Origin of the sequence: Streptomyces sp. NPDC049627, from assembly GCF_044465645.1 — a bacterium.
GTDB lineage: Bacteria > Actinomycetota > Actinomycetes > Streptomycetales > Streptomycetaceae > Streptomyces.
This window is the reverse complement of sequence record NZ_JBITLW010000010.1, coordinates 225639-249622: the sequence shown is the minus strand read 5'-3', so window position 1 is coordinate 249622 and position 23984 is coordinate 225639. Positions and strand designations below refer to the sequence as shown.

Here is a 23984-nt window from a genome sequence, read left to right as displayed (position 1 = left end):
CAGCGGATCCTTCGCGGTACCCCCGCGGAAACCTCATCCACGGAGACTGACACCCATGAACCTCCCTGACATCCGCGTCGAGAAGGGCCACGCCGAGCCCGAGGAAGTCGCCGCCATCACGGCGATCCTCCTGGCCCGCGCCGCCGCCCAGCCCTCCGAGCCCGCCCCGGCCCACCGAGGCCGCGCGAAGGCGGGCTGGCGCCGCCTGGAGCGCGAGCCGGGCTTCCGGGCCCCGCACAGCTGGCGCTGACGGCCCGTAGGACCTCGAAGGGGGCCCACCCGCCCGGGTGGGCCCCCTTCGTGTGCCCCCACACCAGCGGCGGCGGCACACAGGCAATACAAGGGGCCCTCTCCGTCTCGGAGAGGGCCCCCCTTGTCGTCAACCGCGCGGCAGCGCTACCGCAGCCGTGCCATCAGCGCGTGCTCGACGAGGGTGATCAGCGTCGACTTGGCGTCCGCGCGGTGGCGGGCGTCCGTCGTGATGATCGGGGTGTCGGGGCCGATCTGGAGGGCCTCGCGGACCTCGTCCGGGTTGTACGGCTGGTTGCCGTCGAAGCCGTTGAGGGCGATGACGAAGGGCAGGCCGCTGTTCTCGAAGTAGTCGACCGCGGGGAAGCAGTCCGCCAGGCGCCGGGTGTCCACGAGCACCACCGCGCCGATGGCACCGCGCACCAGGTCGTCCCACATGAACCAGAAGCGGTCCTGGCCCGGCGTACCGAAGAGGTACAGGATCAGGTCCTGGTCCAGGGTGATACGGCCGAAGTCCATGGCGACCGTCGTGGTCGTCTTGTCTCCGGTGTGGGTGAGGTCGTCGATGCCCGCCGAAGCAGACGTCATGACGGCCTCTGTGCGCAGCGGGTTGATCTCCGAGACGGCGCCGACGAACGTGGTCTTGCCCACGCCGAAGCCGCCCGCCACCACGATCTTCGCGGAGGTGGTGGAGCGGGAAGGACCGCCGCTAGAGCTTGCGAAGTCCACTGAGCACCCTTTCGAGCAGTGTCACGTCTGGCTGGCCGCCGGCGTTCTCGTCGCCGCCCGGCTGATGGATGGCGACCAGGCCCGCCTCCGCCAAGTCGGCGACGAGGATCCTGGCCACGCCGAGAGGGATCGTCAGGAGCGCGGAGATCTCGGCTACCGACTTGATTTCCCGGCAGAGGTTGCAGATCCGCTGATGCTCGGGCAGCTGGCCCTGCATCTGGTGCGGCTGCGCGGTGGTGTGCACCAGTGCCTCGATGGCGAGCTGGTAGCGCGGGCGCGTCCGGCCGCCGGTCATGGCGTACGGGCGCACCAGGGGATTGTTCGACGCCCCGGCGGGCGCCGGCTCAGGGGCGCGTCGCTGCGGCTGCACCGGCTGGATGCGCGGCGCCGGCGGCTGGTCGTACGGCGAGGGCCCGGGGCCCTGCGGGGCGTACGGCTGCCGCTGGCTCGGCGAGGAGGGGAAGTTGTACCGGTTCTGGGAACCGTCGTTGTGGCCCTGGGCAGGGCCGTACGACCAGTTGCCCGCTGACGAACCGTCTGGGGGTGTTGCCACTTTCTCCTCCTCCGACTGTGCCTGGCACCCATCATGTGGAGCCGCGTCCCGAAACCTTACGGCCCCGGGACGCCAAAACGCACCGACTGTCTGTTAGTTGAGCAGGCTTCCCTGAAGCTCTGCACGCAGATCCGGTGTCAGGACCGTACCGGCACGGTCGACCAGAAGCGCCATCTCGTACCCGATGAGGCCGATGTCCGCCTCGGGATGTGCGAGGACGGCGAGCGAGGAACCGTCGGAGATGGACATGATGAAGAGGAATCCCCGCTCCATCTCCACAACCGTCTGGTTCACGCTGCCACCCTCGAAGATGCGGGAGGCGCCTGCCGTCAGTGACGTCAGACCGGAGGCGACGGCCGCGAGCTGGTCGGCGCGGTCGCGCGGAAAGCCTTCGGACATCGCCAGAAGGAGTCCGTCGGCGGAGACCACCACCGTGTGCGACACCCCGGGGGTGTTGTCCACGAAGTTGGTGATCAACCAGTTCAGGTTCTGTGCCGCCTGGCTCATCGGGCTCACACTAACGCTCCTGGTTGTAGGTGCTGTCAGGACCGAAGCCCTGGCCGTTCGTTTCACTTCCCGCACTGCGACCCCGCTGGACACCCCGGCGCAGGTTGCTCAGCCTGCCCCGGACGTCCTCGGGAGCGCGGGAGACCTGTGGGCCGCCCTGTGGGGTGGCTGCGGCGGCTCCCTCGACCAGGTTGGCCTTGGGTACCCGCCGCGGCAGACCGGAGGAGGTCACCCCGCCTGCCTTGGGCTTCCGGAGCTGCGCGGCCTGCTGCCAGCGGTCGTCGTTCTGTGAACGCCAGCTGCTGTCGCCGTTGCTCTCCGGTGTGGGGGCCGGCGCTTCCTGCCGCGCGGGCCGTGCGCCGTTGGTGCCGCTCGCGACGGATCCGCGGCGCGGAAGCCCGGCGTCGGTCAGCGCGTGGCCGGCGGAGGGAGCCGGTTCCGGACGGTCGAAGCCTACGCGGTCGCGCTCGTTCGCGTCATCGGCCTGCGCGGATTCCGTTTCCGGAGCGTAACTGTCCGGGTAACCGTTGCGGTAGCCGTTCGGCTGCGGCCAGTCGTCCTGCTGACGCCGCTGTTCGAAGGCCGTGAAGGTCTCCGGGGCGGACGCGCTCGCAGCCGCGGGCTCCTCGCGCGCAGGCTCCGGATACGAGGGCTCGGGGTAGCCGCCGCCCGACGAGAAGGAGTCGTTCTGCGGCAGACCGCCGTTCGGCGCGTAGTACTGGTCGTCGTACGACGGCCGCTGCGGCTCGTCATAGGCGGCCCGCTGCGGCTCGTCGTACGCAGCCTGCTGCTGCTCCTCGTACGACGTCTGCCGCTGCTCCTCGTACGCCCGCTGCGGGTCGTACCCGCCGGTCTGCTCGGGGTAGCCGTTCCGGCCGTCGTAGCCCTGCGGGCCGGTGAAGTCGTCGTACGCGGGCGCCTCGGGATTCTCCTGGCCCGGCTGCTGGCCGTGCGCCTGGGCCTCCAGAGCCGCGCGGCGCTCCTCACGCATCAGGGAGCGGCCCACGGGGTCCAGCTCGCGTATGTCGTCGGGGACCTCGGAGTAACGGCTGTCGTCGAAGCCGAGCTCGGCGGCCGTGCGCATCGGCAGACCGTTGTTGAAGTCCTCACCCTGGAAGCTCTGCTCCGGGATGATCTGCGAGACCGTGAACTCGTCGTGAGCGGGCTGCTGCTCGCCGCCACCGCCGTGCGTGATCGCGTCCGGCAGCATGACCAGCGAGGTGGTGCCGGCCTGCTCGCCGGAGGGGCGCAGCTGGACGCGGATGCCGTGCCGGTCGGACAGCCGGCCGACCACGAACAGGCCCATGCGCTGGGAGATCGCGGCGTCCACGGTCGGCGGGTTGGCGAGCTTGTGGTTGATGTCCGCGAAGTCCTCGGCGGTGAGGCCGATGCCCTTGTCGTGGATCTCGATCATGACGCGGCCGTCGGGGAGACGGGTCGCGGTGACGCGGACCTTGGTCTGCGGGGAGGAGAACGTCGTCGCGTTCTCCAGCAGCTCGGCGAGCAGGTGCACGAGGTCGGTCACGGCACGGCCGTGGATCTCGGCCTCCGGGACGCCCGACAGCTCGATGCGCTCGTACTGCTCCACCTCGGAGGAGGCGGCGCGCAGCACGTCGACCAGCGGGACCGGCTGGTCCCAGCGGCGGCCGGGCTCCTCGCCGGCGAGGACGAGGAGGTTCTCGCCGTTGCGGCGCATACGGGTCGCCAGGTGGTCCAGCTTGAAGAGGTTCTCCAGCTGGTCCGGGTCGGCCTCGTTGTTCTCCAGGTCGGTGATCAGGGTCAGCTGGCCCTCGATCAGCGACTGGTTGCGGCGCGAAAGGTTGGTGAAGATCGCGTTGATGTTGCCCCGCAGCAGGGCCTGCTCGGCGGCGAGCCGGACGGCCTCGCGGTGGACCTGGTCGAAGGCGCGGGCGACCTCGCCGATCTCGTCGCGGGTGTTGATCGGGATGGGCGCGACACGGGTGTCCACGCGGCCGGGGTCGGTGCGCGAGAGCTGGTCGACCAGCATCGGCAGGCGCTGCTCGGCGATGCCGAAGGCGGCGTTGCGCAGTTGGCGCATCGAGCGGGACATCTGGCGGGCCACGGCACCGGCCAGGATGAACGCGACGAGCAGGGCGACCACGACCACGGCACCGGTGATCAGGGCGTCGCGCTTGGCGTCGTCGGAGATGGTGGCGGCCTCGTTCACCGCGGTGTTGGCGAGGTCGTTCTCGATCTGGCGGTAGGCGTTGAACTTGAGCGTGTTCACCGCCCAGAAGTTCTGAGCGGAGACGCCCTTCTGCGCGAGCGCGAGACGTTCGCCGGCGTCCGTGGTCTTCAGGGCCACGATGGCCTTGATCATGTCGGTCGGATTGGACGGCGGCGGCACATATGTCTCGCCCTTGGCCTTGGCGGCCGCGGCGGCCTGCGTGGCCAGCTGCTTGCCCTCGGCCTCGATGTCCTTCTTGGCGTCCTCGAGCTTCTGCGCGTCGGCCTCGGTGCCACCGCCGATGTACTCCTCGACGGCGATCCCTTCGAGGTAGGCGTACGAGGAGAGCGCGACCCGCTGGCTGGCGAAGCTGCCGGCGGTCGGACCGGGCTTGATCAGCAGGTGCATGCCGATGGAGCGCTGCAGTGACAGCGCCGCCTTGGTCAGCTCCATCGCGTAGACGGTGCGGCCGTAGGAGGTGATGTTGCCGGTGCCCAGCCCCAGCTCGTTGGCGAACTCGGTCAGGGGGTGGGCGACCTCGACGTAGCCCTCTTCGGTCTTCACACCGGTGAGCTTCGAGGTGTACGCCCTGTCACGCAGCTCGGTGAGCCCGGGCTCGGCCTCGCGGAACAACCGCAGGCGGCGCTCCAGGCCCGCCTTCTCCGGCATGTTCTGCGCGGCCTGGTCGAACTCGTCGGCGGCCTTGTCGGTGGCGTCGCGGGCCGCGCTGACGGTTGCCTTGTCCTCTTGGGTCTGGGCCGAGCCCTTCAGCAGCGGGGCGGCGGTGACGTCACGCTCGTTGTAGAGGGCGTCGGCGTAGTTGAGGGAGGCACGTACCAGACGCGCGGTGTTCTCCGCGTCCTCGGCTTCCTGCCAGGTGTCGATCGAGCTCTTGACCTGGAAGCCGCCCATGACGAGGCCGACCAGCACGGGTATGAGCAGGATCGCGTTCAGCCGGGTCGGCACGCGCCAGTTGCGCGGCGAGAGACGGCCGCCGCTGGGCGCGGGCGCCGCCGTTGGTTCCGATCCGGGCACATGGGCGGGCGCCGCTCCGCGCGGCGGCGGGGTGAAGTTGCCCCGGGCCGACGGCTCGGGACTGTTCTTGCTTCGCCTCACTCGACCAACAACCTTCCGGCGGGGTCGGCACCTACGTTGTGCCGCAGTGTCTCAGAGCCCAGTTCGTCATTGAGTACGCAGTACTGCTGAGTACGTCTTTGACTAATAGGCAGTTCAGGCATTCCAGCACGTCGGCCTGCGCTCTTCCAAACAGTGGGAGCGGCGGATTCGGAGTGATGTAAGCCCCAGATAAAACGGTCATAAAGAACGAGCCCCGTCAAAAGACGGGGCCTTTGTACGCGCAGCGAGACCGCTTGACCGCGACGAGTGGCCGTACCACCCGATTCCTCTGCCGAAACGTTATGAACAACGGAGCCGACCGTGTCAAAGGCCACAGCCGGCTCCGCCACATCTACGACAACTGCCGTATGGCGCTTCTGATTTGATCTACCGCAGCCGTGCCATCAGCGCGTGCTCCACCAGCGTGATCAGCGCACTCTTGGCATCCGAGCGGTGCCGGGCGTCCGTCGTGATGATCGGGGTGTCCGGACCGATCTGCAGTGCCTCGCGCACTTCCTCGGGCTGGTACGGCTGGTGCCCGTCGAAGCCGTTGAGCGCGACCACGAACGGCAGGCCGCTGTTCTCGAAGTAGTCGACCGCGGGGAAGCAGTCGGCGAGACGGCGGGTGTCGACCAGGACGACGGCACCGATCGCGCCGCGCACCAGGTCGTCCCACATGAACCAGAAGCGGTCCTGGCCCGGCGTACCGAAGAGGTACAGGATCAGGTCCTGGTCCAGGGTGATACGGCCGAAGTCCATGGCCACCGTGGTGGTGGTCTTGTCACCGGTGTGCGTGAGGTCGTCGATGCCCGCGCTCGCGGACGTCATGACGGCCTCGGTGCGCAGCGGGTTGATCTCCGAGACGGCGCCGACGAACGTGGTCTTGCCCACGCCGAAGCCGCCCGCCACCACGATCTTGGCGGAGGTGGTGGCCCGCCCCGGTTCAGAGCTTGCGAAGTCCACTGAGCACCCTTTCGAGCAGCGTCACGTCCGGAGCGCCGCCGTTGTTCTCGTCGCCACCCGGCTGGTGGATGGCGACCAGGCCGGCCTCCGCGAGGTCCGCGACCAGGATCCTGGCCACGCCCAGCGGCATGGACAGGAGCGCGGAGACCTCGGCGACCGACTTCACCTCACGGCACAGATGGCAGATGCGCTGGTGCTCCGGGAGGAGCCCCATGAGCGCTGCCGGGTCGGCCGTGGTGCTGATCAGGGCCTCGATGGCCAGCTGGTAGCGCGGCCGGGTCCGGCCGCCGGTCATCGCGTACGGACGTACCAGCGGCTGGTCGCCCTCATCCTCGTACGGCTCCGCGTACGGATCATGAGAGGCGGTGGGCGGGGTCATGAATCCTCCGGGCGGGGACAGCAAGTCGGTCAGTCAAGCCGTCTGACATGGCCGGTGGGGGGATTGTGGCGGCCGGACGGTGATTTGGTGAGACGGGTGGATCCGGAAGTGATCAGTGGAGCAGACTGCCTTGGAGTTCGGCGCGCAGGTCGGGCGTGAGTACCGCGCCCGCGCGGTCGACCAGCAGCGCCATCTCGTAGCCGACGAGGCCGATGTCGCATTCGGGGTGTGCCAGGACGGCGAGCGACGAACCGTCCGAGACGGACATGAGGAAGAGGAATCCCCGCTCCATCTCGACGACGGTCTGTGCCACGTTGCCGCCCTCGAAGATCCGGGAAGCCCCCGCCGTCAGCGAGGTCAGACCCGACGCGACGGCCGCCAGCTGGTCGGCACGGTCACGCGGGAACCCCTCCGACATGGCCAGCAGAAGACCGTCGGCGGACACGACGACGGTGTGGGACACACCCGGGGTGTTGTCCACGAAGTTGGTGATCAACCAGTTGAGATTCTGTGCCGCCTGGCTCATCTGGCTCAACTAACGCTCCTGCTGGTGAGTGGGGTTCGGGAAGCTGCCGGTCTGGCCGTTGCCGACCTGACGACCCTGCGCGATACCCCGACGGAGATTGGTCAGCCGGCCGCGTACGTCGTCAGGCGCACGCGAGACCTGCGGACCGGCTTGGTGCTGTTGCTGCTGAGCCGTACCCGGGACGAGGTTCGCCCTGGGCACCCGGCGCGGCAGGCCGGAGGTGGTGACACCGCCCGCGGCCGGCTGCCGGACGCGTTCCGCCTGCCGGACGAGGTCGTCGTTCGGCGAGCTGCGCCAGGAGGCCGAGGCGGGAGGCTGGGAAGGAGCCGCGGGAGCCTGCGGCTGCTGCGGAGCGGGAGCCGGAGCCGAGCCGCCGGCACCGGACTGGCGTCCCTGCTGGCCGCCGTGGAACCAGTTGGTCTCCAGCGTGTCGTACAGCGGGGTACGTCCGTCACCGGGACCCGTCGCGGGCGGCAGGGCCTCGGGCTCCTGGCGGGCGGGCCGCTGCTGCGGACGCGCCGGCGCCGGGGGCTGCGGAGCACCGTAGCCGGAGCCGCCGCCGTACGTTCCGTTGACCTGGGGCCGCTCGAACTGGCCGGTGGAGTCGCCGTTCTGGCGGCCGGGCAGGGCGTGCTGGCCCGTCGAGCTGCCGTCGTACGCCTGCGGCGCGGGGAACTGACCCGTCGGCGACGAGCCGTTCTGCCCGCCCGGGGCGCCGAAGACGTCCGAGCGGACGAACTGGCCCGTCTCCTGCGATCCGTTCGCACCGGGGCGGCCGAACTCGGACGTCGAGCCGGGGCCCTGGTAGGCGTCGGGACGCGGGACCGCCGGGATCTCGGACGTCGAGCCCGGGCCCTGACGGTCGTCGATCCGCGGCATCCGGGAGGTCTGTGCGGGGTCCTCGTCGTGCCCGCGCGGGGCGTCCAGCGAGGCGCGCGGCACGGGCGGCTGGGCGTTCTCGTCGCTCCAGCTGGGGCGGGAGGGCTGGTTGCCGCCCGGCAGCTCGGCCCGCGCACCACCGCGCGGCGGCAGCTGCGGCCGACGGCCACGACGCCCGCCCTGCTCGGCACCGGCGGACGGCTGCGACGCGGGCCCCTGCGGCCGGGACTGCTCGCGGCCGGCGGAGCCGCCGAAGGCGTCCTGGCCCGAGCCGAACAGATCCTGACCGGTACCGGCGGCCTGCAGCCCCTGCGGAGCACCCGGCGCCTGGCCACCGAACCCGGCACCCGCACCGGCCGGGGGCCGGCCCTGCGCAGGCGCGCCCGGACCCTGCGGCCCGCGCGGTGCGCCCGGTCCACCCGGAAGCCCGCCACCGTCACGACCGGTCAGCGCCGCGCGCGGACCCTGACCGGCACCGAGCCGGCCACCCGCGGCAGCACCGGCACCGAGGGCACCGCCGCCCGGCGCACCCGCGCCGAGGGAGCCGCCGCCGGCCTGGGCCTGGCGACGCGCCGCCGCGGCACCGGCGGCGGCCTGCGCCGCTGCCGGACCACCGGAGGCACCGGGGCCGTTCGGGCCGGGCTTGCCCGGGCCGGGCTTCTTGCCGCCCTGGGCGACATCGACGGGGAGCATGACCAGCGCGGTCGTACCGCCGGAGTCGGACGGGCGCAGCTGGATGCGGATGCCGTGCCGCTGCGACAGCCGGCCGACCACGAAGAGGCCCATGCGGCGGGAGACGGAGACGTCCACGGTGGGCGGCGAGGCGAGCCGCTCGTTGATCGCCGCGAGGTCCTCGGGGGAGAGGCCGATACCGGTGTCGTGGATCTCGATCAGGACGCGGCCGTCGGGCAGCGCGTGACCGGTGACCTTGACCTTGGTCTGCGGCGAGGAGAACGAGGTCGCGTTCTCGAGCAGCTCGGCGAGCAGGTGCACGAGGTCGTTGACCACACGGCCGGCCACTTCGGTGGTCGGCACGGAGGCCAGCTCGATGCGCTCGTACTGCTCCACCTCGGACGCGGCGGCGCGGAGCACGTCGACCAGCGGGACCGGACGGGTCCAGCGGCGGCCGGGCTCCTCACCGGCGAGGACGAGGAGGTTCTCACCGTTACGGCGCATACGCGTCGCGAGGTGGTCGAGCTTGAACAGCGAGGACAGCTGGTCCGGGTCGGCCTCACGGGACTCGAGCTCGGAGATCAGCGACAGCTGACGCTGGATGAGGCCCTGGGAGCGACGCGAGAGGTTGGTGAACATCGCGTTGACGTTGCCCCGCAGGAGGGCCTGCTCGGCGGCGAGGCGGACCGCCTCGCGGTGCACGTCGTCGAAGGCCGCGGCCACCTGGCCGATCTCGTCCCGGGAGTGCACACCGACCGACTCGACGGAGGTGTCGACGTCCTGCGGGTCGGACTCGGACAGCTGCTTGACCAGCTCGGGCAGCCGGTCCTGGGCGACCTTGGTGGCGGTCTCCTCCAGGCGGCGCAGCGAGCGGATCATGGAGCGGGCCACGACGAAGGCGCCGACCAGCGAGACACCGAGCACGAGCAGGATCAGCGCACCGGAGATGATCGCTTCGCGCTCGGACTCGTTGCGCAGCTCGCGGGCCTTCTGCTCCATCTGCTCCAGCAGCGTGGTCTCGATGGCGCGCATGCCCTGGATCTTGGTGGTGCTGTCGTCCACCCAGTCCCGGTACGACCGCTTGTCCAGCGACTGCAGACCGGTCGAGGTGGTGAGGGCACGGTTGGCGTAGGTGTCGCTGGCCTTGATCGTCGCGTTGCCGTCGCCGATCGGCTTCAGCAGTTCCTCGGCGGCTTCCGTGCCGTAGATGTTCTTGAAGCTGCTGATCTCGGACTTCTGGCTCTTCAGCGCCGAGTCGGCGTACAGCCGGTCGTTCTCCGACAGGTCGCTGTCGGAGGTGGTGTTGGCCGGCAGCGCCGCCGCGAGGACCGCGCGCTGGATGGACGAGTACTCCTTGGCCGAGGAGAAGGCGGCCAGGGCACGCGTGCTCTGGATCATCTCCGGGTTGCTGGTCGCCTCGGCCATGTCCTGCGAGAGGTCGAGCAGGTGGCTGATCAGCCGGTGGTAGGCCTCCACGGTCTGCGTGGAGTTGCCCTCGGCCTGGTAGGCGCCGTTGCGGATCTCGGAGACGGTGTTCAGTTCCCGGACGAGCTGGACGATGTTGTCGCGAACGCCCTTGAGGGTGCCGTCCTTGCTGGCGTTGTCGATCTCCTCGGCGGCTTCACGGAAGCTGTCCGAGGCCCGGTCCGTCTTGTCCCGGTAGCCCTTGACCGTGTAGTCGGTCGCCTTGGCGCCGTGCGCGAGCGGACCGGCGGACTGGTCGCGCTCCTCCTGGAGCGCGGTGGCGAGCTCGGTGGCCCGCTTGGTCATGTCCGTCAGCAGCTTCATGTTCTCGAGCTGCTGGATGTCCTTCATGTTGTCGCTGATGCGCAGTGCGCCCAGCGAGGTGGCCGCGACCACGGGGAGCGTCAGGAGCGCCACGAGACGCGTGGAGATACGCCAGTTGCGCAGGGCTATTCGCGAACCGGGGCCAGTGGGGCCCGTCGGCGGCTTTGCGGCCGGCGGTGATGGAGGGGTCGCCGCCCCCGAGGACGCCGACACGGCGGGGCGCCCGGAGCGCTCACCGCCCTCGACGGACGGGGCCGGGCCCGGGTTCTGGGCGTGCTGGGGCGAGGGACCTCGGTCGGTCCCGCCGTGCTCCGGCTCCGCCGAAGCGCTGCCATCCCTCTTGAAACGTCCCTGCACTAGCGTCGCAACCTCTGGACCAGGCGCCCTTCCGCGTGAACGGACGGACACGGTGTCGGCGTATTGGAGAGCGTCCTGAACACGCTCCCTGATGGTCGAGTGACCGGCGCTGGCTCCCCCTTCTCGCCGCCACCAGGCGCTCGGTGCGCCCCCTGTGCGCCGGCTCGATCCTGCGGCGGTCCGTGGAATTCCAGCACAGTGCAGGATCTCCAACAAGGCCCGTAGGTCGAGCCGTGACATACGTGACACCAAGTGAGTGCGAGATTACCTGCCGTAGAAACTTATCCCACCCATAACGGACTTATGCCCGCGAGCCGCTCAGGTGTCGGGGGTGTCCCAGTCGACATGATCAGGAGCGGAATGAGCGCTTCAGGGGGTCAATGTCCGTTTCGTTGGGGTGGATTGCAGGCCTGAATTGACCGGTTTATCCGTCAAGCCGTGAGCAAACTCACACGCACTTCAGGGGACCCCGGCGACTTCTCGCGGGAATCGCATGTTTAGCCTGACGCTTTACAAGAGAAGTGTTTCCGCCCACTCGCGTCGGCCGGCAGGCCGCATCGGCCCCGCCCCGGCGCTTCGTCACGACAGGACTCAGTACAGCCGTGAAGACGACGACGATGTTCCGCACGATAGCCAACCCGCGGCGCACGACGCTGGCGCACCTCGACGACGCCGACGAACTGCAGATCCCGCAGCAGCCGGAGCACTCCGTCGACCTTCCCGCTCAGACCGCCAACCCCAAGCGCACCATCCTCCAGGAGATCCCCGTCACCGCCGCCGCCCAGTAGTACGCGGCCGGACGACCGGTTGTTCAACCACGTACGAACATTCGGTCACGCGGTTCCATGGCGGACTATGGCGGACTACGGCGGTTCATGGCGGACTCCGTCCGTACGACGGTCGGGGCGCCCGCGCCTTATTGCGCGAGGCGCCCGCCCCCGCCCGCGCTAGCCTGGAGCGTCAGACTCCAGCCAGCTCAGTGAGGGGCGCAAGGATCCCGTGCGCATCGCCAGATTCTCCATCGACGGGAACGTCGCCTTCGGCGCGGTCGAGGGTGACAAGCCGGACGAGCTCGTCCTCGACATCATCAAGGGCATCCCGTTCGCGGACTTCGAGCTCTCCGGTACGAAGGTGCCGCTGAGCAAGGTCAGGCTGCTGCCGCCGGTGCTCCCCAACAAGGTCGTGGCCTTCGGCCGCAACTACGCCGAGCACGCCCGCGAACTCGGCAACGAGGTGCCCGACGCGCCGTTCGCCTTCTTCAAGCCGTCCACCGCGGTGATCGGCCCCGGCGACGAGATCCAGTACCCGTCCTTCACCGAGGACCTCCAGCACGAGGCCGAACTGGCCGTCGTCATCGGCCGCATGTGCCGCGAGGTCCCGCGCGAACGCGTCAAGGACGTGATCTTCGGCTACACCTGCGCGATCGACGTCACCGCCCGTGACGTGCAGCGGCGCGAGAAGCAGTGGGCCCGGGCCAAGGGCTTCGACACCTCCTGCCCGCTGGGCCCTTGGGTGGAGACGGACCTCGACCTCGAGCGGGCGTCCGATCTGACCATCCAGCTCACGGTCAACGGCGAACAGCGCCAGCTCGGCCGTACCAGCGAGATGATCCACCCCATCGAGGACCTGATCGTCAACATCTCCGAGGCCATGACGCTGCTCCCCGGCGACGTGATCCTCACGGGCACCCCGGCAGGCGTCGGGCCGCTCACCGTCGGCGACGAGGTCGCCGTCACCATCGAAGGCATCGGCACTCTCACCAACAAGGTTGTCAAGCGTGGCTAGCGCACCCGTCCGCGTACGTTTCTGCCCCTCGCCCACCGGTAACCCGCACGTGGGCCTGGTCCGCACCGCCCTGTTCAACTGGGCGTTCGCCCGGCATCACCAGGGCACTCTGGTCTTCCGCATCGAGGACACCGACGCGGCCCGCGACTCGGAGGAGTCGTACAACCAGCTGCTCGACTCGATGCGCTGGCTCGGCTTCGACTGGGACGAGGGCCCCGAGGTCGGCGGCCCGCACGCGCCGTACCGCCAGTCGCAGCGCATGGACCTCTACAAGGAGGTCGCGCAGAAGCTGCTCGACGGCGGCTACGCCTACCACTGCTACTGCTCCCAGGAGGAGCTGGACACCCGCCGCGAGGCCGCCCGCGCCGCAGGCAAGCCGTCCGGCTACGACGGCCATTGCCGCGACCTCACGGCCGAGCAGGTCGAGGAGTACAAGGCGCAGGGTCGTGAGCCGATCGTCCGCTTCCGCATGCCCGACGAGACGATCACCTTCACGGACCTGGTCCGCGGCGAGCTGACCTTCACCCCGGAGAACGTCCCCGACTACGGCATCGTCCGCGCGAACGGCGCCCCGCTCTACACCCTCGTCAACCCGGTCGACGACGCCCTGATGGAGATCACCCACGTCCTGCGCGGCGAGGACCTGCTCTCCTCGACGCCCCGTCAGATCGCCCTGTACCAGGCGCTGATGGAGCTGGGCATCGCCAAGGGCGTCCCCGAGTTCGGTCACCTGCCGTACGTGATGGGCGAGGGCAACAAGAAGCTCTCCAAGCGCGACCCGCAGTCGTCGCTGAACCTCTACCGCGAGCGGGGCTTCCTCCCCGAGGGCCTCCTCAACTACCTCTCCCTCCTCGGCTGGTCGCTCTCGGCCGACCAGGACATCTTCACGATGGACGAGATGGTCGCGGCCTTCGACATCGCGGACGTGAACCCCAACCCGGCCCGCTTCGACCTGAAGAAGTGCGAGTCGATCAACGGAGACCACATCCGCCTGCTCGACGTGAAGGACTTCACCGAGCGCTGCCGCCCGTGGCTCCAGGCCCCGTTCGCCCCCTGGGCGCCGGAGGCCTTCGACGAGGTGAAGTGGCAGGCGATCGCCCCGCACGCGCAGACCCGCCTGAAGGTCCTGTCGGAGATCACGGACAACGTCGACTTCCTGTTCCTGCCGGAGCCGGTCTTCGACGAGCCGTCCTGGACGAAGGCGATGAAGGAGGGCAGCGACGCCCTGCTGCGCACCGCCCGCGAGAAGCTGGAGGCCGCCGACTGGACTTCCCCGGACTCCCTGAAGGAGGCCGTCCTGGCCGCCGGAGAGGCCCACGGCCTCAAGCTCGGCAAGGCCCAGGCCCCGGTGCGGGTCGCCGTCACCGGCCGCACGGTCGGCCTGCCCCTCTTCGAGTCCCTGGAGGTCCTGGGCAAGGAGAAGACCCTGGCCCGGGTCGACGCGGCGCTGGCGAAGCTGGCCGCATAGCACGTTCACAGCGGGGCGGCGTCCGGTTCGGGCGCCGCCCTCGTCGTATCCACCCAGCCGTCGCCCGGAATTCACCTCTCCGGCCAACTCCCGCTCTCCGAAGGCGCGTTGGATGCTCCCTGTGCACATGAGGTGCGTGTGCACCCTGTTACAGGGGGAGGGGAACGTGACTCGTTCACGAAGACTTGCCACGGTGGCGCTCAGCGGTGCGGTGGCCCTGACGTGCGCCCTGCCGATCACACCCGCGCAGGCCGCGGACTCACTCGTGGGGACGGTCCGGCTCAGCACGGAGAAGCGGGTGGAGATCGAGTACACCTGGGCCGGCGCGTCCGGATTCCAGTACCGCGGGGCGAGCGGCGGCTCCACCACGTGGGTGGACTACCCGGACGTCGTCCCGCCCGCCCACGCGGGCCCGGACGACCTGGCCACCGGGACCGACGTCGTCATCACCGGCCGCAGCGGCTCCACCGTCACACAGAAGCACCGCTCCACCGGCGCGACCGCCACCGTCACGATCCCCTCCGGCCAGACCTACAAGACCGCCGTCGGCTGGAGCGTGCTCACCCAGGACACCGGCGGCGCCCTGCACGTGCTGCGCGCCGCCGCCGACGGCACCACCACGGACCTCCCGGTCACCGGGCTCCCCGCGGGCGCCCAGATCACCGCCTTCGTCACCGGCGGCTCCGTCCGTCGTCTCGCGGTCGTCCACACGCTGGACGGTACGAGGTCCGTCGGCCTCGTCGACCTCGCGGACGGCGCCTTCCGCCCGTACGTCTCCGGCCTGAGCGCGGACTCGGAGGCCGTCTTCAACGACCGCTGGCTCGTCGCCGACTGGAAGGCGGTCCGCGTCGACGCCGAGCCCGGCACCCAGCCCGCCGCGGTCACCGGGCTGCCCGGCCGGCCCGAAGCCGTCGTGGGCGACCAAGTCCTCGCCGGAAACCCGGACTTCCTCCCCGCCGGAACCCAGCCCGCACTCAACGCCCGCTCCCTCGTGACCGGTGCCGCGACCACCGTGCTCAGCCCGTCCTTCGGCGGGATCGGCCCGACCCTCGACGGCGGCGCGCTCGCCACCGCCGGGCCCTCCAGCCTCGACTGGAACGTCCACCGGATCACCCCCGTCCAGGACGGCGGACTCGCCACCGAGAAGGTGAACCAGATCCAGCCCTACGCGGTCGGTGTGCAGGGACTGGCCCTCGCCGGCGGCGAGTTGTTCCTGTACGGCGCGACGCCGGGCGCATCCAACCGGTTCAGCAGCTTCCAGCTGGACGCCACGGGCAGGCCCACCGGTCAGCAGACCCCCCGCAGCCCGGGCCTCACTGACACCACCTGCCTCACCGGCGACGCCGCCTGCCCCCAGCTGGAGGCCCTGGGCGACGGCCGGGTCGCCTACCTGTGGGCCGGCGCCGACGGCCAGGAATCCGTCATCAGCGTCGGCCTCGACACCACGACCAGCCGCAACGAGCCCACGGGCGACGCCCGAGGCCGCATCCCCAGCGGCAGCGGCCGCTATGTGCTCTACAACGGCGCCTCCGGCACCCAGAAGGTCGTCGACTTCCCGAACGGCACCACCGGCGGCGAGACCGCCCTCAGCCGCGCGCGCACCGCCGCCGCGGTCTGGGGCCAGACGATGTGGACGCCCGGCAGTACCCAGGGCACGGTCGTCGGCAAGAACCTCAAGACCGGCCAGACGGCGGCCACGATCGCCACCGGCGCCCCCTGCACCCCCACCGACATCCAGGCCGTGAACACCTGGCTGTACTGGTCCTGCGGCTCCACCGCGGGCGTCTACGACCGGGCGACGGGCCGGAAGATCACGGTCCCGGCCGACAACGGCCCGGCCCGCCTCGCCGACGGCTTCCTGCTCCGCGAGAACCGCACCACGCACGAACTGCTGCTCACCGACTTCCACACCGGCGCCGCTGCCACCCGCACCCTGGTCAAGCTGCCGACCGCGGACCAGAACACCGGAGGCAGCAACGGCCGCTGGGCCGTCGACCGCTTCGGCGGCCACATCGCCTACCTCAACGGCACGTACGGCGAGGTGTCGATCGTCCCCAGCGGCGTCCCTGCCTCGCCGCTCGCGCAGATGGAGGCCCAGACGGACCCGCCCCCTGCCGGCTCGACCTCGATGACCCCCTGGCAGCCCGTCTGGCAGCTCAACAAGCCCGCCACCTGGACCCTCACCCTGAGCAACGGCTCCGGCACGGCCGTCCGCACCCTCACCGGCAGCACGAAGGGCGCCGCGGTCCGCGCCACCTGGGACGGCTCCTGGAGCGACGGCCGCCGGGTCGCGGGCACGTACACCTGGAAGCTGACCGCGGAGCCGCGCGACAACGAGGGCCCCGCCCTCACGGTGACCGGCACGACGACGGTCAACTGAGGGACACGCTCCCGGCGTCCGGGTTACCGTCGGATCATGAGCATTCGGGCCGTGGTCCAAGCCGTGGTCTGGGACGTGGACGACACCCTCTTCGACGCTGCCTTCATCGGGGGATAACCCCCGAACCCCCAGCCGTCCGGCAGTACCGTCGGTGTCATGCCGATCCAAGCCGTGGTCTGGGACGTCGACGACACCCTCTTCGACTACACAAGCGCCGATCGCGCCGGAATGCGCCTGCATCTGGCGGCCGAGGGCCTGCTGGACGCGTACGACAGCGTCGAGCAGGCCATCGTGCGCTGGCGGGAGATCACCGACGTGCAGTGGGCGCGGTTCTCGGCCGGTGAGGTGTCCTTCGAGGGGCAGCGCCGGGACCGCGTGCGGGTGTTCCTGGGCGAGGAGCTCGGCGACGCCGAGGCCGACGCGTGGTTCCAGCGGTACATCGCGCACTACGAGACCGTCTGGAGCCTCTTCCCGGACGTCCTGCCGGCCTTGGACGCCCTCGCCGCCAGCCACCGGCACGCGGTGCTGTCCAACTCCAGCATCCATGTCCAGGACCGCAAGCTGCGGGCCCTCGGTGTGTACGACCGCTTCGAGGCCGTCCTGTGCGCGGCCGAGCTCGGTGTCTCCAAGCCGGAGGCAGGCGCCTTCCACGCCGCCTGCGCCGCTCTGGAGCTCGCCCCGCACCAGGTGGCGTACGTCGGCGACCACCCGGAGATCGACGGGCGCGGTGCCGCGGAGGCGGGACTGCTGTCGGTGTGGATCGACCGTGACGGCGCGTACACCGGCGATGACGCGCCCACTCCGGGGGACGGCAGACCGCACCGGATCGCCTCCCTCGCCGAACTCCCCGCGCTTCTTGGCGCGGATACCCGTTTTGGAGCCCCGTCCACCTTCGGGTAATGTTCTTCCTGCGCCGCCGGGGAGCGGGCCGAAAGGCCGGAAACCCGGAGGAGCGAACTAGAACAAGATCCCCCTCAGGGGCTTGCGTTCCAGTGGCCTATGGTGTAATTGGCAGCACGACTGATTCTGGTTCAGTTAGTCTTGGTTCGAGTCCAGGTAGGCCAGCTCGCAGAGCTCATCTGCAAAGCCCCCGTTGTGTAGCGGCCTAGCACGCTGCCCTCTCAAGGCAGTAGCGCCGGTTCGAATCCGGTCGGGGGTACTGATCTCGATCAACTCGGGATCGCTAGGGCCCCCGTTGTGTAGCGGCCTAGCACGCCGCCCTCTCAAGGCGGTAGCGCCGGTTCGAATCCGGTCGGGGGTACTGACTGGTCTAAACCACATTGGTCTATGGTGTAATTGGCAGCACGACTGATTCTGGTTCAGTTAGTCTTGGTTCGAGTCCAGGTAGACCAGCTCGGACCTGCGGAAACGCAGGCTCCACGCCCCCGTTGTGTAGCGGCCTAGCACGCCGCCCTCTCAAGGCGGTAGCGCCGGTTCGAATCCGGTCGGGGGTACAACCGGAAGGCCCTTCGCTTCGGCGGAGGGCCTTCGTTGTGTCCGTCGGCTACTCGTCGAACCCGTACCGCCGTGTCGTCTCCTCCTCCTGGGCCAGTCGGTGCAGCGACTGCAGGATCGGCTCGTTGATGATCGCCCCAAGGATCGCGAACTCGATCCGCTCCTCCTCCGAGGGGTGCGTCTCCATGTTGTCCAGGTCGAGGACGGCTGTCCGGTGCATCAACTCGGCGTACGGCGCCATCAGTTCGGACCCCCAGTCGTAGCCGAGCCGGCGGAACGCGGCCACCGACACCACCAGTGAGCGGTAGGCGGGGGAGATGGTCGAAAGCCGCTTGGCGTTGTGCCAGCCGAGCCGGTCCAGGAGTGTGCTGACCTCCTCGTGCGCGGCCCGGACGTACTCGTCGTCCTCGTCCGGCTCCGGTACCTGCGGCAGCGCCCACATCGCGGCGCCGAGGCGGATCGCGCGGGGCAGGGAGTCGTCGTCCACGTGCCCGAGCACCTCGCGCACCTTCGCCACCGGCACCCCACCGACCTGAATCATCGCCCGCACCAGCCGCAGCCGGCGCAGATGCTCCTCGTCGTACTCGGCGGTCGTGGTGTTGACCTGGCGGCCCGGCGGCAACAGCCCTTCGCGCAGGTAGTACTTGATCGTCGCCGTGGACACACCGCTGCGCTCACTCAGCTCTGCCAGCCTCATCTCTTGCGCCTTTCCTTGAGGAGTGTCACTATCCAAGCATCGACGAGAAGGATAGTGCCGCTATCCGATGAGGGAATCAGGGGGCTGCCATGTTCGCGAAGCCGGTGCCGGGCCGTACGACCGCGGATGCCGAAGGCGACGTGGTGGTCCTGTTGATCGGGATGCGGGTCAATCACTTCTGGGCGGTGCACCAGTGGCTGCCGGTCATGCTGTCGATGTTCCGCATGCTTGGGGAGCTTGCGCGGGACCGTGACCGGGGGCTGCTGGGGCACGTGCTGCTGACGGCCTCGCCGCGGACGTACTACGTCGTCCAGTACTGGGAGTCCAAGGAGAAGCTGTACACGTACGCGCACTCGCCGGACCTGTTCCACCACCGGGCCTGGGCGGTCGTCAACCGCAAGGAGCGGGCCGGGAAGGTGCGCGGGCACGTGGGCCTGTGGCACGAGGCGTACGTGGTGCCCGAGGGGTCGTACGAGTCGATCTACTTCGACATGCCGGCGTTCGGCCTCGCGGGGGCCCACGGCCAGGTGCCGCTGGAGCGGCGGGGGCGCTACGCCAAGGACCGGTTCGCGCACCGGTCGGCGAAGGCGAAGGTGAAGGTGACCGAAGAAGCCGGATGACCGGGGGGATCGGGGGACGGGGAGGGCCTGCCGCGGCGTTGAGGCAGGCCCTCCCCGCGTTTCCCGGGAGTTCCAGAGCCGTCAGCCGGAGCGGCGCAGGGCCTCGGAGAGGCGGGCGGCGGCGTCGATGACCGCCTGGGCGTGCATACGGCCCGGGTGGCGGGTCAGGCGTTCGATGGGGCCGGAGACCGATACGGCGGCCACCACGCGGTTCGACGGGCCGCGTACGGGCGCGGAGACGGACGCGACGCCCGGCTCGCGCTCACCGATCGACTGGGCCCAGCCACGGCGTCGTACGCCCGAGAGCGCGGTGGCCGTGAAGCGGGCGCCCTGCAGGCCCCGGTGCAGGCGCTCCGGCTCCTCCCACGCCATGAGGATCTGCGCGGAGGAGCCCGCCTTCATCGTGAGCGTCGAGCCGACCGGGACCGTGTCCCGAAGACCGGACAGACGCTCCGCCGCGGCGACGCAGATGCGCATGTCGCCCTGGCGTCGGTAGAGCTGCGCGCTCTCGCCCGTGACGTCGCGGAGGTGGGTGAGGACCGGGCCCGCCGTGGCGAGGAGACGGTCCTCACCGGCCGCCGCGGCCAGTTCTGCCAGGCGAGGGCCGAGAATGAAACGGCCCTGCATGTCACGCGCCACCATGCGGTGGTGTTCCAGAGCCACGGCCAGTCGATGGGCCGTGGGTCGTGCCAGTCCGGTGGCCGAGACGAGCCCTGCGAGGGTGGCCGGACCGGACTCCAGGGCGCTCAGGACAAGGGCTGCCTTGTCCAGAACGCCGACGCCGCTACTGTTGTCCATGAAACGATACTCGCGTCTCACTCTGTGAAACGCAAGTTCAATTTTCCGTGGAACACGCCACTCTGGAAGAACGAAGGCAGAGCGGCCCGTAAACCAGAACGGGCCTGGCGGCGGACGCCCGGAAACAGGGGCGCGGGCGGTGCCGCCTTCTCAAGATCTCTAGTTGGGCCGGTGGACCGTAAACCGGCCGGAGGGAAAGCGATGGGTAGGACACTCGCGGAGAAGGTCTGGGACGACCATGTCGTCCGGCGCGCCGAGGGCGAGCCCGACCTCCTCTTCATCGATCTGCACCTGCTGCACGAGGTGACCAGCCCGCAGGCCTTCGATGGCCTCCGCAAGAGCGGTCGCAAGGTGCGCCGGCTCGACCTGACCATCGCGACCGAGGACCACAACACCCCGACCCTCGACATCGACAAGCCCATCGCCGACCCGGTCTCCCGGGTCCAGCTGGAGACGCTGCGCAAGAACGCCGCCGAGTTCGGCGTGCGCCTGCACCCGCTGGGCGACGTCGAGCAGGGCGTCGTACACGTCGTCGGCCCGCAGCTGGGTCTGACCCAGCCCGGCATGACCGTCGTCTGCGGTGACTCCCACACCTCCACGCACGGCGCCTTCGGCGGCCTGGCGTTCGGCATCGGCACCTCCCAGGTCGAGCACGTGCTGGCCACCCAGACGCTGCCGCTGGTCCGCCCGAAGACCATGGCCATCACCGTCAACGGCGAGCTGCCCGACGGCGTCACCGCCAAGGACCTGATCCTGGCGATCATCGCCAAGATCGGTACGGGCGGCGGCCAGGGCTACGTCCTGGAGTACCGCGGCTCCGCCATCGAGAAGCTCTCGATGGAGGCCCGGATGACCATCTGCAACATGTCGATCGAGGCCGGCGCCCGCGCGGGCATGATCGCCCCCGACCAGACCACCTTCGACTACCTCGAGGGCCGCCCGCACGCGCCCAAGGGCGAGGACTGGGACGCGGCCGTCGCGTACTGGAAGACGCTGAAGACGGACGAGGACGCCGAGTTCGACGCCGAGGTCGTCATCGAGGCCTCCGAGCTGTCGCCGTTCGTCACCTGGGGCACCAACCCCGGCCAGGGTGCGCCGCTTTCGGCGTCCGTCCCCGACCCGGCTTCGTACGAAGACGCTTCGGAGCGCCTCGCCGCCGAAAAGGCCCTGGAATACATGGGGTTGGAGGCCGGACAGCCGCTGCGCTCCATCAAGGTGGACACCGTCTTCGTAGGCTCCTGCACCAACGGCCGCATCGAGGACCTGCGCGCCGCCGCCGAGCTCGTGAAGGGCCGCAAAGTCGCCGACGGCGTACGGATGCTGGTCGTCCCGGGCTCCGCGCGGGTGGGTCTGCAGGCCGTCTCCGAGGGCCTGGACGTCGTCTTCAAGGAGGCCGGCGCCGAGTGGCGGCACGCGGGCTGCTCGATGTGCCTGGGCATGAACCCCGACCAGCTGGCCCCCGGTGAGCGCTCCGCGTCCACCTCCAACCGCAACTTCGAGGGCCGGCAGGGCAAGGGCGGTCGTACGCACCTGGTGTCGCCGCAGGTCGCGGCGGCCACCGCGGTCCTGGGCCACCTGGCCTCCCCGGCCGACCTGTCCGACGCCGAGACCCGTACGCCCGCTGGAGTCTGATCAGCCATGGAAGCATTCACCAAGCACACCGGCCGGGCCGTCCCGCTGCGCCGCTCCAACGTCGACACCGACCAGATCATCCCTGCTCACTGGCTCAAGAAGGTCACCCGGGACGGGTTCGAGGACGGGCTGTTCGAGGCCTGGCGCAAGGACGAGACGTTCATCCTCAACCAGCCCGAGCGCCAAGGCGCCACGGTCCTGGTCGCCGGCCCCGACTTCGGCACCGGCTCCTCCCGCGAGCACGCGGTGTGGGCGCTGCAGAACTACGGCTTCAAGGCCGTCATCTCCTCGCGCTTCGCCGACATCTTCCGCGGCAACTCGCTCAAGAACGGCCTGCTCACGGTGGTTCTGGAGCAGAAGATCGTGGATGCGCTGTGGGAGCTCACGGAGAAGGACGCGACCGCTGAGGTCACTGTGGACCTTGAGGCTCGTGAGGTGCGAGCCGAGGGCATCACCGCCTCCTTCGAGCTGGACGAGAACTCCCGCTGGCGGCTGCTGAACGGCCTCGACGACATCTCGATCACCCTGCAGAACGAGGCCGACATCGCCGCCTACGAGGCGAAGCGGCCGTCGTTCAAGCCGCGCACGCTCGAGGTCTGATCCGAGGCCCGCGCGCAAGGCGACTTTCGGACACCGCAACACCCCCTCCGTACCCCCGATCGGCCCCGATCGGGGGTACTGCCATGTCTGCACCCGAACGGCCCTGCGCCGTTCGGTGCGGCGCTCAACTTCCCACGTTAGGAGGGGGGTTGCCGGGGTACGCGAGTGATGTAGCCGTGGCTTCCGCAAGTGCCCGGAAGGCCATTTGAGGCCGGAGTTGCACCCCTGGCGGGCGACAACTCGCCCCAGATGGCACAATCTGTGCATGGAACACGACGGCCAACTCGAGCTCTATGCGGCAGTCGCGGACCAACTCAAGGAAGCGCACGCAAGGGTGCGCGCACTGCAAGTCCCGGAGGGCGTACGGATGGCGCTGGCCCGGAAGCTGCTGGTCATTACGGCCGCGGCCAAGCACGACGTCGCCGAAGCGACAAGGCGTCTGGAGCGGTTCATCGCGGACCTCGACGAGGGGCGATTCCCCGAAGAGGAACGCTGAACATCTTCGAGATCGCCGAGTCTGTTGCGGCACAAGGGTGATTAGCCCGTTTCGTGTTTGATTTGCGGTATATATCTGCCTAACGTGCGAAAAAGCTTGAACACTTTCGTTCTGGCGATGTCTCCGAAGGGGAAGACGTGAACAAGGCGCAGCTCGTAGAAGCGATTGCCGACAAGATGGGCGGCCGCCAGCAGGCCGCCGATGCTGTCGACCACGTACTGGACGCGATCGTCCGCGCGGTCGTCGCGGGTGAGCGGGTCTCGGTCACCGGCTTCGGTTCGTTCGAGAAGGTCGACCGCCCGGCTCGTTACGCCCGTAACCCCCAGACGGGCGAGCGGGTTCGGGTCAAGAAGACCTCCGTTCCGCGCTTCCGTGCGGGTCAGGGCTTCAAGGACCTGGTGAGCGGCTCGAAGAAGCTCCCGCGGGGCGGCGAGGTCGCCGTCAAGAAGGCGCCCAAGGGCAGCCTGACCGGTGGTGCCGCGGCGACGGTCAAGAAGGCCGCCGCGAAGAAGACCACCAAGGCGGCCGCGGCGAAGAAGACGACCGCGAAGAAGACGACGGCCAAGAAGACCACGGCCGCCGCCAAGAAGACCACCGCGAAGAAGGCGCCGGCGAAGAAGACCACGGCCGCCGCCAAGACCACCGCGGCGAAGAAGACCACCGCCAAGAAGGCGACGGCCAAGAAGGCCCCGGCGAAGAAGGCGACCGCCAAGAAGGCGCCCGCCAAGAAGTCGACTGCGCGCAAGTCGACCGCCAAGCGGGCCGGCACCCGCAGCAGGTAAACCGACCGCAAGGGCACTCACGCGCCGGGCCGGACTCCGTAGGGAGCCCGGCCCGCGGCGTGTTCAGAGGGTCTGCAGTGTCACCAGCGTGATCCGCAGGGCTTCGCCCTCGCCCTCCGTCTCGATGCGGACCCGTTGGCCGGGGCGCAACAGTCGCAGGCCGCCGGCGTCGAAGGCGGGGGTGTCGAAGGGGATGGGGGTGCCGTCGTCGAGGAGGACGCTGCCGGAGCGGGTGTCGGCGTCGTACGTGTAAGCGGTGGCCTGCATGGTGGTCAGCGTATGCGCTCCACCGGGGTGCCGCGATGTGTCGGCTGGCGGGTGCGGCGCAGTGGGGGCCGGTCGCGCAGTTCCCCGCGCCCCTGAGC

The 23984-nt window shown here is 69.7% G+C and carries 22 protein-coding genes and 5 tRNA genes; 16 read left to right on the top strand and 11 right to left on the bottom strand.

Annotated elements, in window-relative coordinates; all coding sequences use genetic code 11:
* Positions 1-55 precede the first annotated feature (55 nt).
* Positions 56-250 carry an acyl-CoA carboxylase subunit epsilon gene (locus ACIBU0_RS27540; protein ID WP_398823383.1) on the top strand — a complete coding sequence of 65 codons (195 nt, stop codon included), beginning with the start codon at positions 56-58 and terminating at the stop codon, positions 248-250.
* A gap of 146 nt (positions 251-396) precedes the next feature.
* Here the strand turns inward: ACIBU0_RS27540 and ACIBU0_RS27535 are convergent, their stop codons facing one another.
* From ACIBU0_RS27535 to ACIBU0_RS27500, 8 genes are all read right to left on the bottom strand, one after another.
* The gene (locus tag ACIBU0_RS27535; protein WP_031224757.1) at positions 397-978 is read right to left on the bottom strand and encodes an ATP/GTP-binding protein; all 582 of its coding nucleotides are present in this window, start codon (positions 976-978) and stop codon (positions 397-399) included.
* Entirely contained in the window at positions 959-1531 is a 573-nt protein-coding gene (locus ACIBU0_RS27530; RefSeq protein WP_398823379.1) for a DUF742 domain-containing protein, read from the bottom strand. The genes ACIBU0_RS27535 and ACIBU0_RS27530 overlap by 20 nt, the downstream gene beginning before the upstream one ends.
* 93 nt (positions 1532-1624) lie before the next feature.
* Positions 1625-2038 (bottom strand): roadblock/LC7 domain-containing protein, encoded by a 414-nt coding sequence (locus ACIBU0_RS27525; RefSeq protein WP_004983065.1) that lies wholly within the window; start codon positions 2036-2038, stop codon positions 1625-1627.
* A 10-nt stretch (positions 2039-2048) separates the two neighbouring features.
* Positions 2049-5342, bottom strand: coding sequence for a nitrate- and nitrite sensing domain-containing protein (locus ACIBU0_RS27520; RefSeq protein ID WP_398823376.1), 3294 nt, complete (start codon positions 5340-5342; stop codon positions 2049-2051).
* Between the two features lie 387 nt (positions 5343-5729).
* Complete coding sequence (locus tag ACIBU0_RS27515) at positions 5730-6305, bottom strand: ATP/GTP-binding protein (protein ID WP_388801008.1); 576 nt, start codon at positions 6303-6305, stop codon at positions 5730-5732.
* On the bottom strand, positions 6286-6684 hold the full coding sequence (locus tag ACIBU0_RS27510; RefSeq protein ID WP_003997626.1) for a DUF742 domain-containing protein: 399 nt from the start codon (positions 6682-6684) through the stop codon (positions 6286-6288). Before ACIBU0_RS27510 ends, ACIBU0_RS27515 begins: the two co-directional genes overlap by 20 nt.
* Positions 6685-6796: 112 nt before the next feature.
* Positions 6797-7210 (bottom strand): roadblock/LC7 domain-containing protein, encoded by a 414-nt coding sequence (locus ACIBU0_RS27505; protein WP_003973453.1) that lies wholly within the window; start codon positions 7208-7210, stop codon positions 6797-6799.
* A gap of 9 nt (positions 7211-7219) precedes the next feature.
* Positions 7220-10906, bottom strand: a complete 3687-nt coding sequence (locus ACIBU0_RS27500) for a nitrate- and nitrite sensing domain-containing protein (protein WP_398823372.1) — start codon at positions 10904-10906, stop codon at positions 7220-7222.
* Between the two features lie 602 nt (positions 10907-11508).
* Between ACIBU0_RS27500 and ACIBU0_RS27495 the strand changes: the two genes are divergently transcribed.
* From ACIBU0_RS27495 to ACIBU0_RS27450, 10 genes are all read left to right on the top strand, one after another.
* Positions 11509-11694 (top strand): hypothetical protein, encoded by a 186-nt coding sequence (locus ACIBU0_RS27495; protein ID WP_398823369.1) that lies wholly within the window; start codon positions 11509-11511, stop codon positions 11692-11694.
* Between the two features lie 211 nt (positions 11695-11905).
* Positions 11906-12691, top strand: coding sequence for a fumarylacetoacetate hydrolase family protein (locus ACIBU0_RS27490; RefSeq protein WP_398823365.1), 786 nt, complete (start codon positions 11906-11908; stop codon positions 12689-12691).
* A complete protein-coding gene (gltX, locus tag ACIBU0_RS27485) occupies positions 12675-14159 on the top strand; it encodes a glutamate--tRNA ligase (RefSeq protein ID WP_398823362.1) in 1485 nt (494 codons plus the stop codon). The genes ACIBU0_RS27490 and gltX overlap by 17 nt, the downstream gene beginning before the upstream one ends.
* A 166-nt stretch (positions 14160-14325) precedes the next feature.
* A complete protein-coding gene (locus ACIBU0_RS27480) occupies positions 14326-16539 on the top strand; it encodes a hypothetical protein (RefSeq protein WP_398823359.1) in 2214 nt (737 codons plus the stop codon).
* Between the two features lie 156 nt (positions 16540-16695).
* The gene (locus ACIBU0_RS27475) at positions 16696-17439 is read left to right on the top strand and encodes an HAD family hydrolase (RefSeq protein WP_398823356.1); all 744 of its coding nucleotides are present in this window, start codon (positions 16696-16698) and stop codon (positions 17437-17439) included.
* Positions 17440-17532: 93 nt separating this feature from the next.
* A tRNA-Gln gene (locus ACIBU0_RS27470) sits at positions 17533-17604 on the top strand.
* A 21-nt stretch (positions 17605-17625) separates the two neighbouring features.
* Positions 17626-17698 (top strand) — tRNA-Glu (locus ACIBU0_RS27465).
* A 29-nt stretch (positions 17699-17727) separates the two neighbouring features.
* Positions 17728-17800 (top strand) — tRNA-Glu (locus ACIBU0_RS27460).
* A gap of 20 nt (positions 17801-17820) precedes the next feature.
* A tRNA-Gln gene (locus tag ACIBU0_RS27455) sits at positions 17821-17892 on the top strand.
* Positions 17893-17920: 28 nt separating this feature from the next.
* Positions 17921-17993: transfer RNA gene (locus tag ACIBU0_RS27450), tRNA-Glu, on the top strand.
* A gap of 50 nt (positions 17994-18043) precedes the next feature.
* On the opposite strand, the gene ACIBU0_RS27445 is transcribed toward ACIBU0_RS27450, so the two are convergent.
* Entirely contained in the window at positions 18044-18691 is a 648-nt protein-coding gene (locus tag ACIBU0_RS27445; protein ID WP_398823353.1) for a MerR family transcriptional regulator, read from the bottom strand.
* Positions 18692-18780: 89 nt separating this feature from the next.
* On the opposite strand from ACIBU0_RS27445, the gene ACIBU0_RS27440 reads away from it, so the two are divergent.
* Complete coding sequence (locus ACIBU0_RS27440) at positions 18781-19311, top strand: DUF4188 domain-containing protein (protein WP_398823350.1); 531 nt, start codon at positions 18781-18783, stop codon at positions 19309-19311.
* Between the two features lie 81 nt (positions 19312-19392).
* Here ACIBU0_RS27440 and ndgR read toward each other — a convergent pair whose 3' ends face one another.
* Positions 19393-20109, bottom strand: a complete 717-nt coding sequence (gene ndgR / locus ACIBU0_RS27435; protein ID WP_003997614.1) for an IclR family transcriptional regulator NdgR — start codon at positions 20107-20109, stop codon at positions 19393-19395.
* 201 nt (positions 20110-20310) lie between these two features.
* Here ndgR and leuC point away from each other — a divergent pair, with 201 nt between their 5' ends.
* The 4 genes from leuC to ACIBU0_RS27415 all read left to right on the top strand — a co-directional run bounded on the left by leuC (position 20311) and on the right by ACIBU0_RS27415 (position 23619).
* A complete protein-coding gene (leuC, locus tag ACIBU0_RS27430; protein WP_398823346.1) occupies positions 20311-21741 on the top strand; it encodes a 3-isopropylmalate dehydratase large subunit in 1431 nt (476 codons plus the stop codon).
* Between the two features lie 6 nt (positions 21742-21747).
* On the top strand, positions 21748-22341 hold the full coding sequence (gene leuD / locus ACIBU0_RS27425; protein ID WP_398823343.1) for a 3-isopropylmalate dehydratase small subunit: 594 nt from the start codon (positions 21748-21750) through the stop codon (positions 22339-22341).
* 265 nt (positions 22342-22606) lie between these two features.
* Positions 22607-22837 carry a hypothetical protein gene (locus ACIBU0_RS27420; protein WP_398823340.1) on the top strand — a complete coding sequence of 77 codons (231 nt, stop codon included), beginning with the start codon at positions 22607-22609 and terminating at the stop codon, positions 22835-22837.
* Between the two features lie 137 nt (positions 22838-22974).
* Positions 22975-23619 carry an HU family DNA-binding protein gene (locus ACIBU0_RS27415; protein WP_398823337.1) on the top strand — a complete coding sequence of 215 codons (645 nt, stop codon included), beginning with the start codon at positions 22975-22977 and terminating at the stop codon, positions 23617-23619.
* A gap of 63 nt (positions 23620-23682) precedes the next feature.
* On the opposite strand, the gene ACIBU0_RS27410 is transcribed toward ACIBU0_RS27415, so the two are convergent.
* Complete coding sequence (locus ACIBU0_RS27410) at positions 23683-23886, bottom strand: hypothetical protein (protein WP_398823334.1); 204 nt, start codon at positions 23884-23886, stop codon at positions 23683-23685.
* Positions 23887-23984: the final 98 nt, after the last annotated feature.

What these genes read in the sequence shown, in the direction of transcription:
- ACIBU0_RS27540 (WP_398823383.1), top strand. Translation starts at nt 56, where the DNA reads ATGAACCTCCCTGACATCCGCGTCGAGAAGGGCCACGCCGAGCCCGAG.
- ACIBU0_RS27525 (WP_004983065.1), bottom strand. Translation starts at nt 2,038, where the DNA reads ATGAGCCAGGCGGCACAGAACCTGAACTGGTTGATCACCAACTTCGTG.
- ACIBU0_RS27510 (WP_003997626.1), bottom strand. Translation starts at nt 6,684, where the DNA reads ATGACCCCGCCCACCGCCTCTCATGATCCGTACGCGGAGCCGTACGAG.
- ACIBU0_RS27505 (WP_003973453.1), bottom strand. Translation starts at nt 7,210, where the DNA reads ATGAGCCAGGCGGCACAGAATCTCAACTGGTTGATCACCAACTTCGTG.
- ACIBU0_RS27475 (WP_398823356.1), top strand. Translation starts at nt 16,696, where the DNA reads ATGCCGATCCAAGCCGTGGTCTGGGACGTCGACGACACCCTCTTCGAC.
- ACIBU0_RS27445 (WP_398823353.1), bottom strand. Translation starts at nt 18,691, where the DNA reads ATGAGGCTGGCAGAGCTGAGTGAGCGCAGCGGTGTGTCCACGGCGACG.
- ACIBU0_RS27440 (WP_398823350.1), top strand. Translation starts at nt 18,781, where the DNA reads ATGTTCGCGAAGCCGGTGCCGGGCCGTACGACCGCGGATGCCGAAGGC.
- ndgR (WP_003997614.1), bottom strand. Translation starts at nt 20,109, where the DNA reads ATGGACAACAGTAGCGGCGTCGGCGTTCTGGACAAGGCAGCCCTTGTC.
- leuC (WP_398823346.1), top strand. Translation starts at nt 20,311, where the DNA reads ATGGGTAGGACACTCGCGGAGAAGGTCTGGGACGACCATGTCGTCCGG.
- leuD (WP_398823343.1), top strand. Translation starts at nt 21,748, where the DNA reads ATGGAAGCATTCACCAAGCACACCGGCCGGGCCGTCCCGCTGCGCCGC.
- ACIBU0_RS27420 (WP_398823340.1), top strand. Translation starts at nt 22,607, where the DNA reads ATGGAACACGACGGCCAACTCGAGCTCTATGCGGCAGTCGCGGACCAA.
- ACIBU0_RS27410 (WP_398823334.1), bottom strand. Translation starts at nt 23,886, where the DNA reads ATGCAGGCCACCGCTTACACGTACGACGCCGACACCCGCTCCGGCAGC.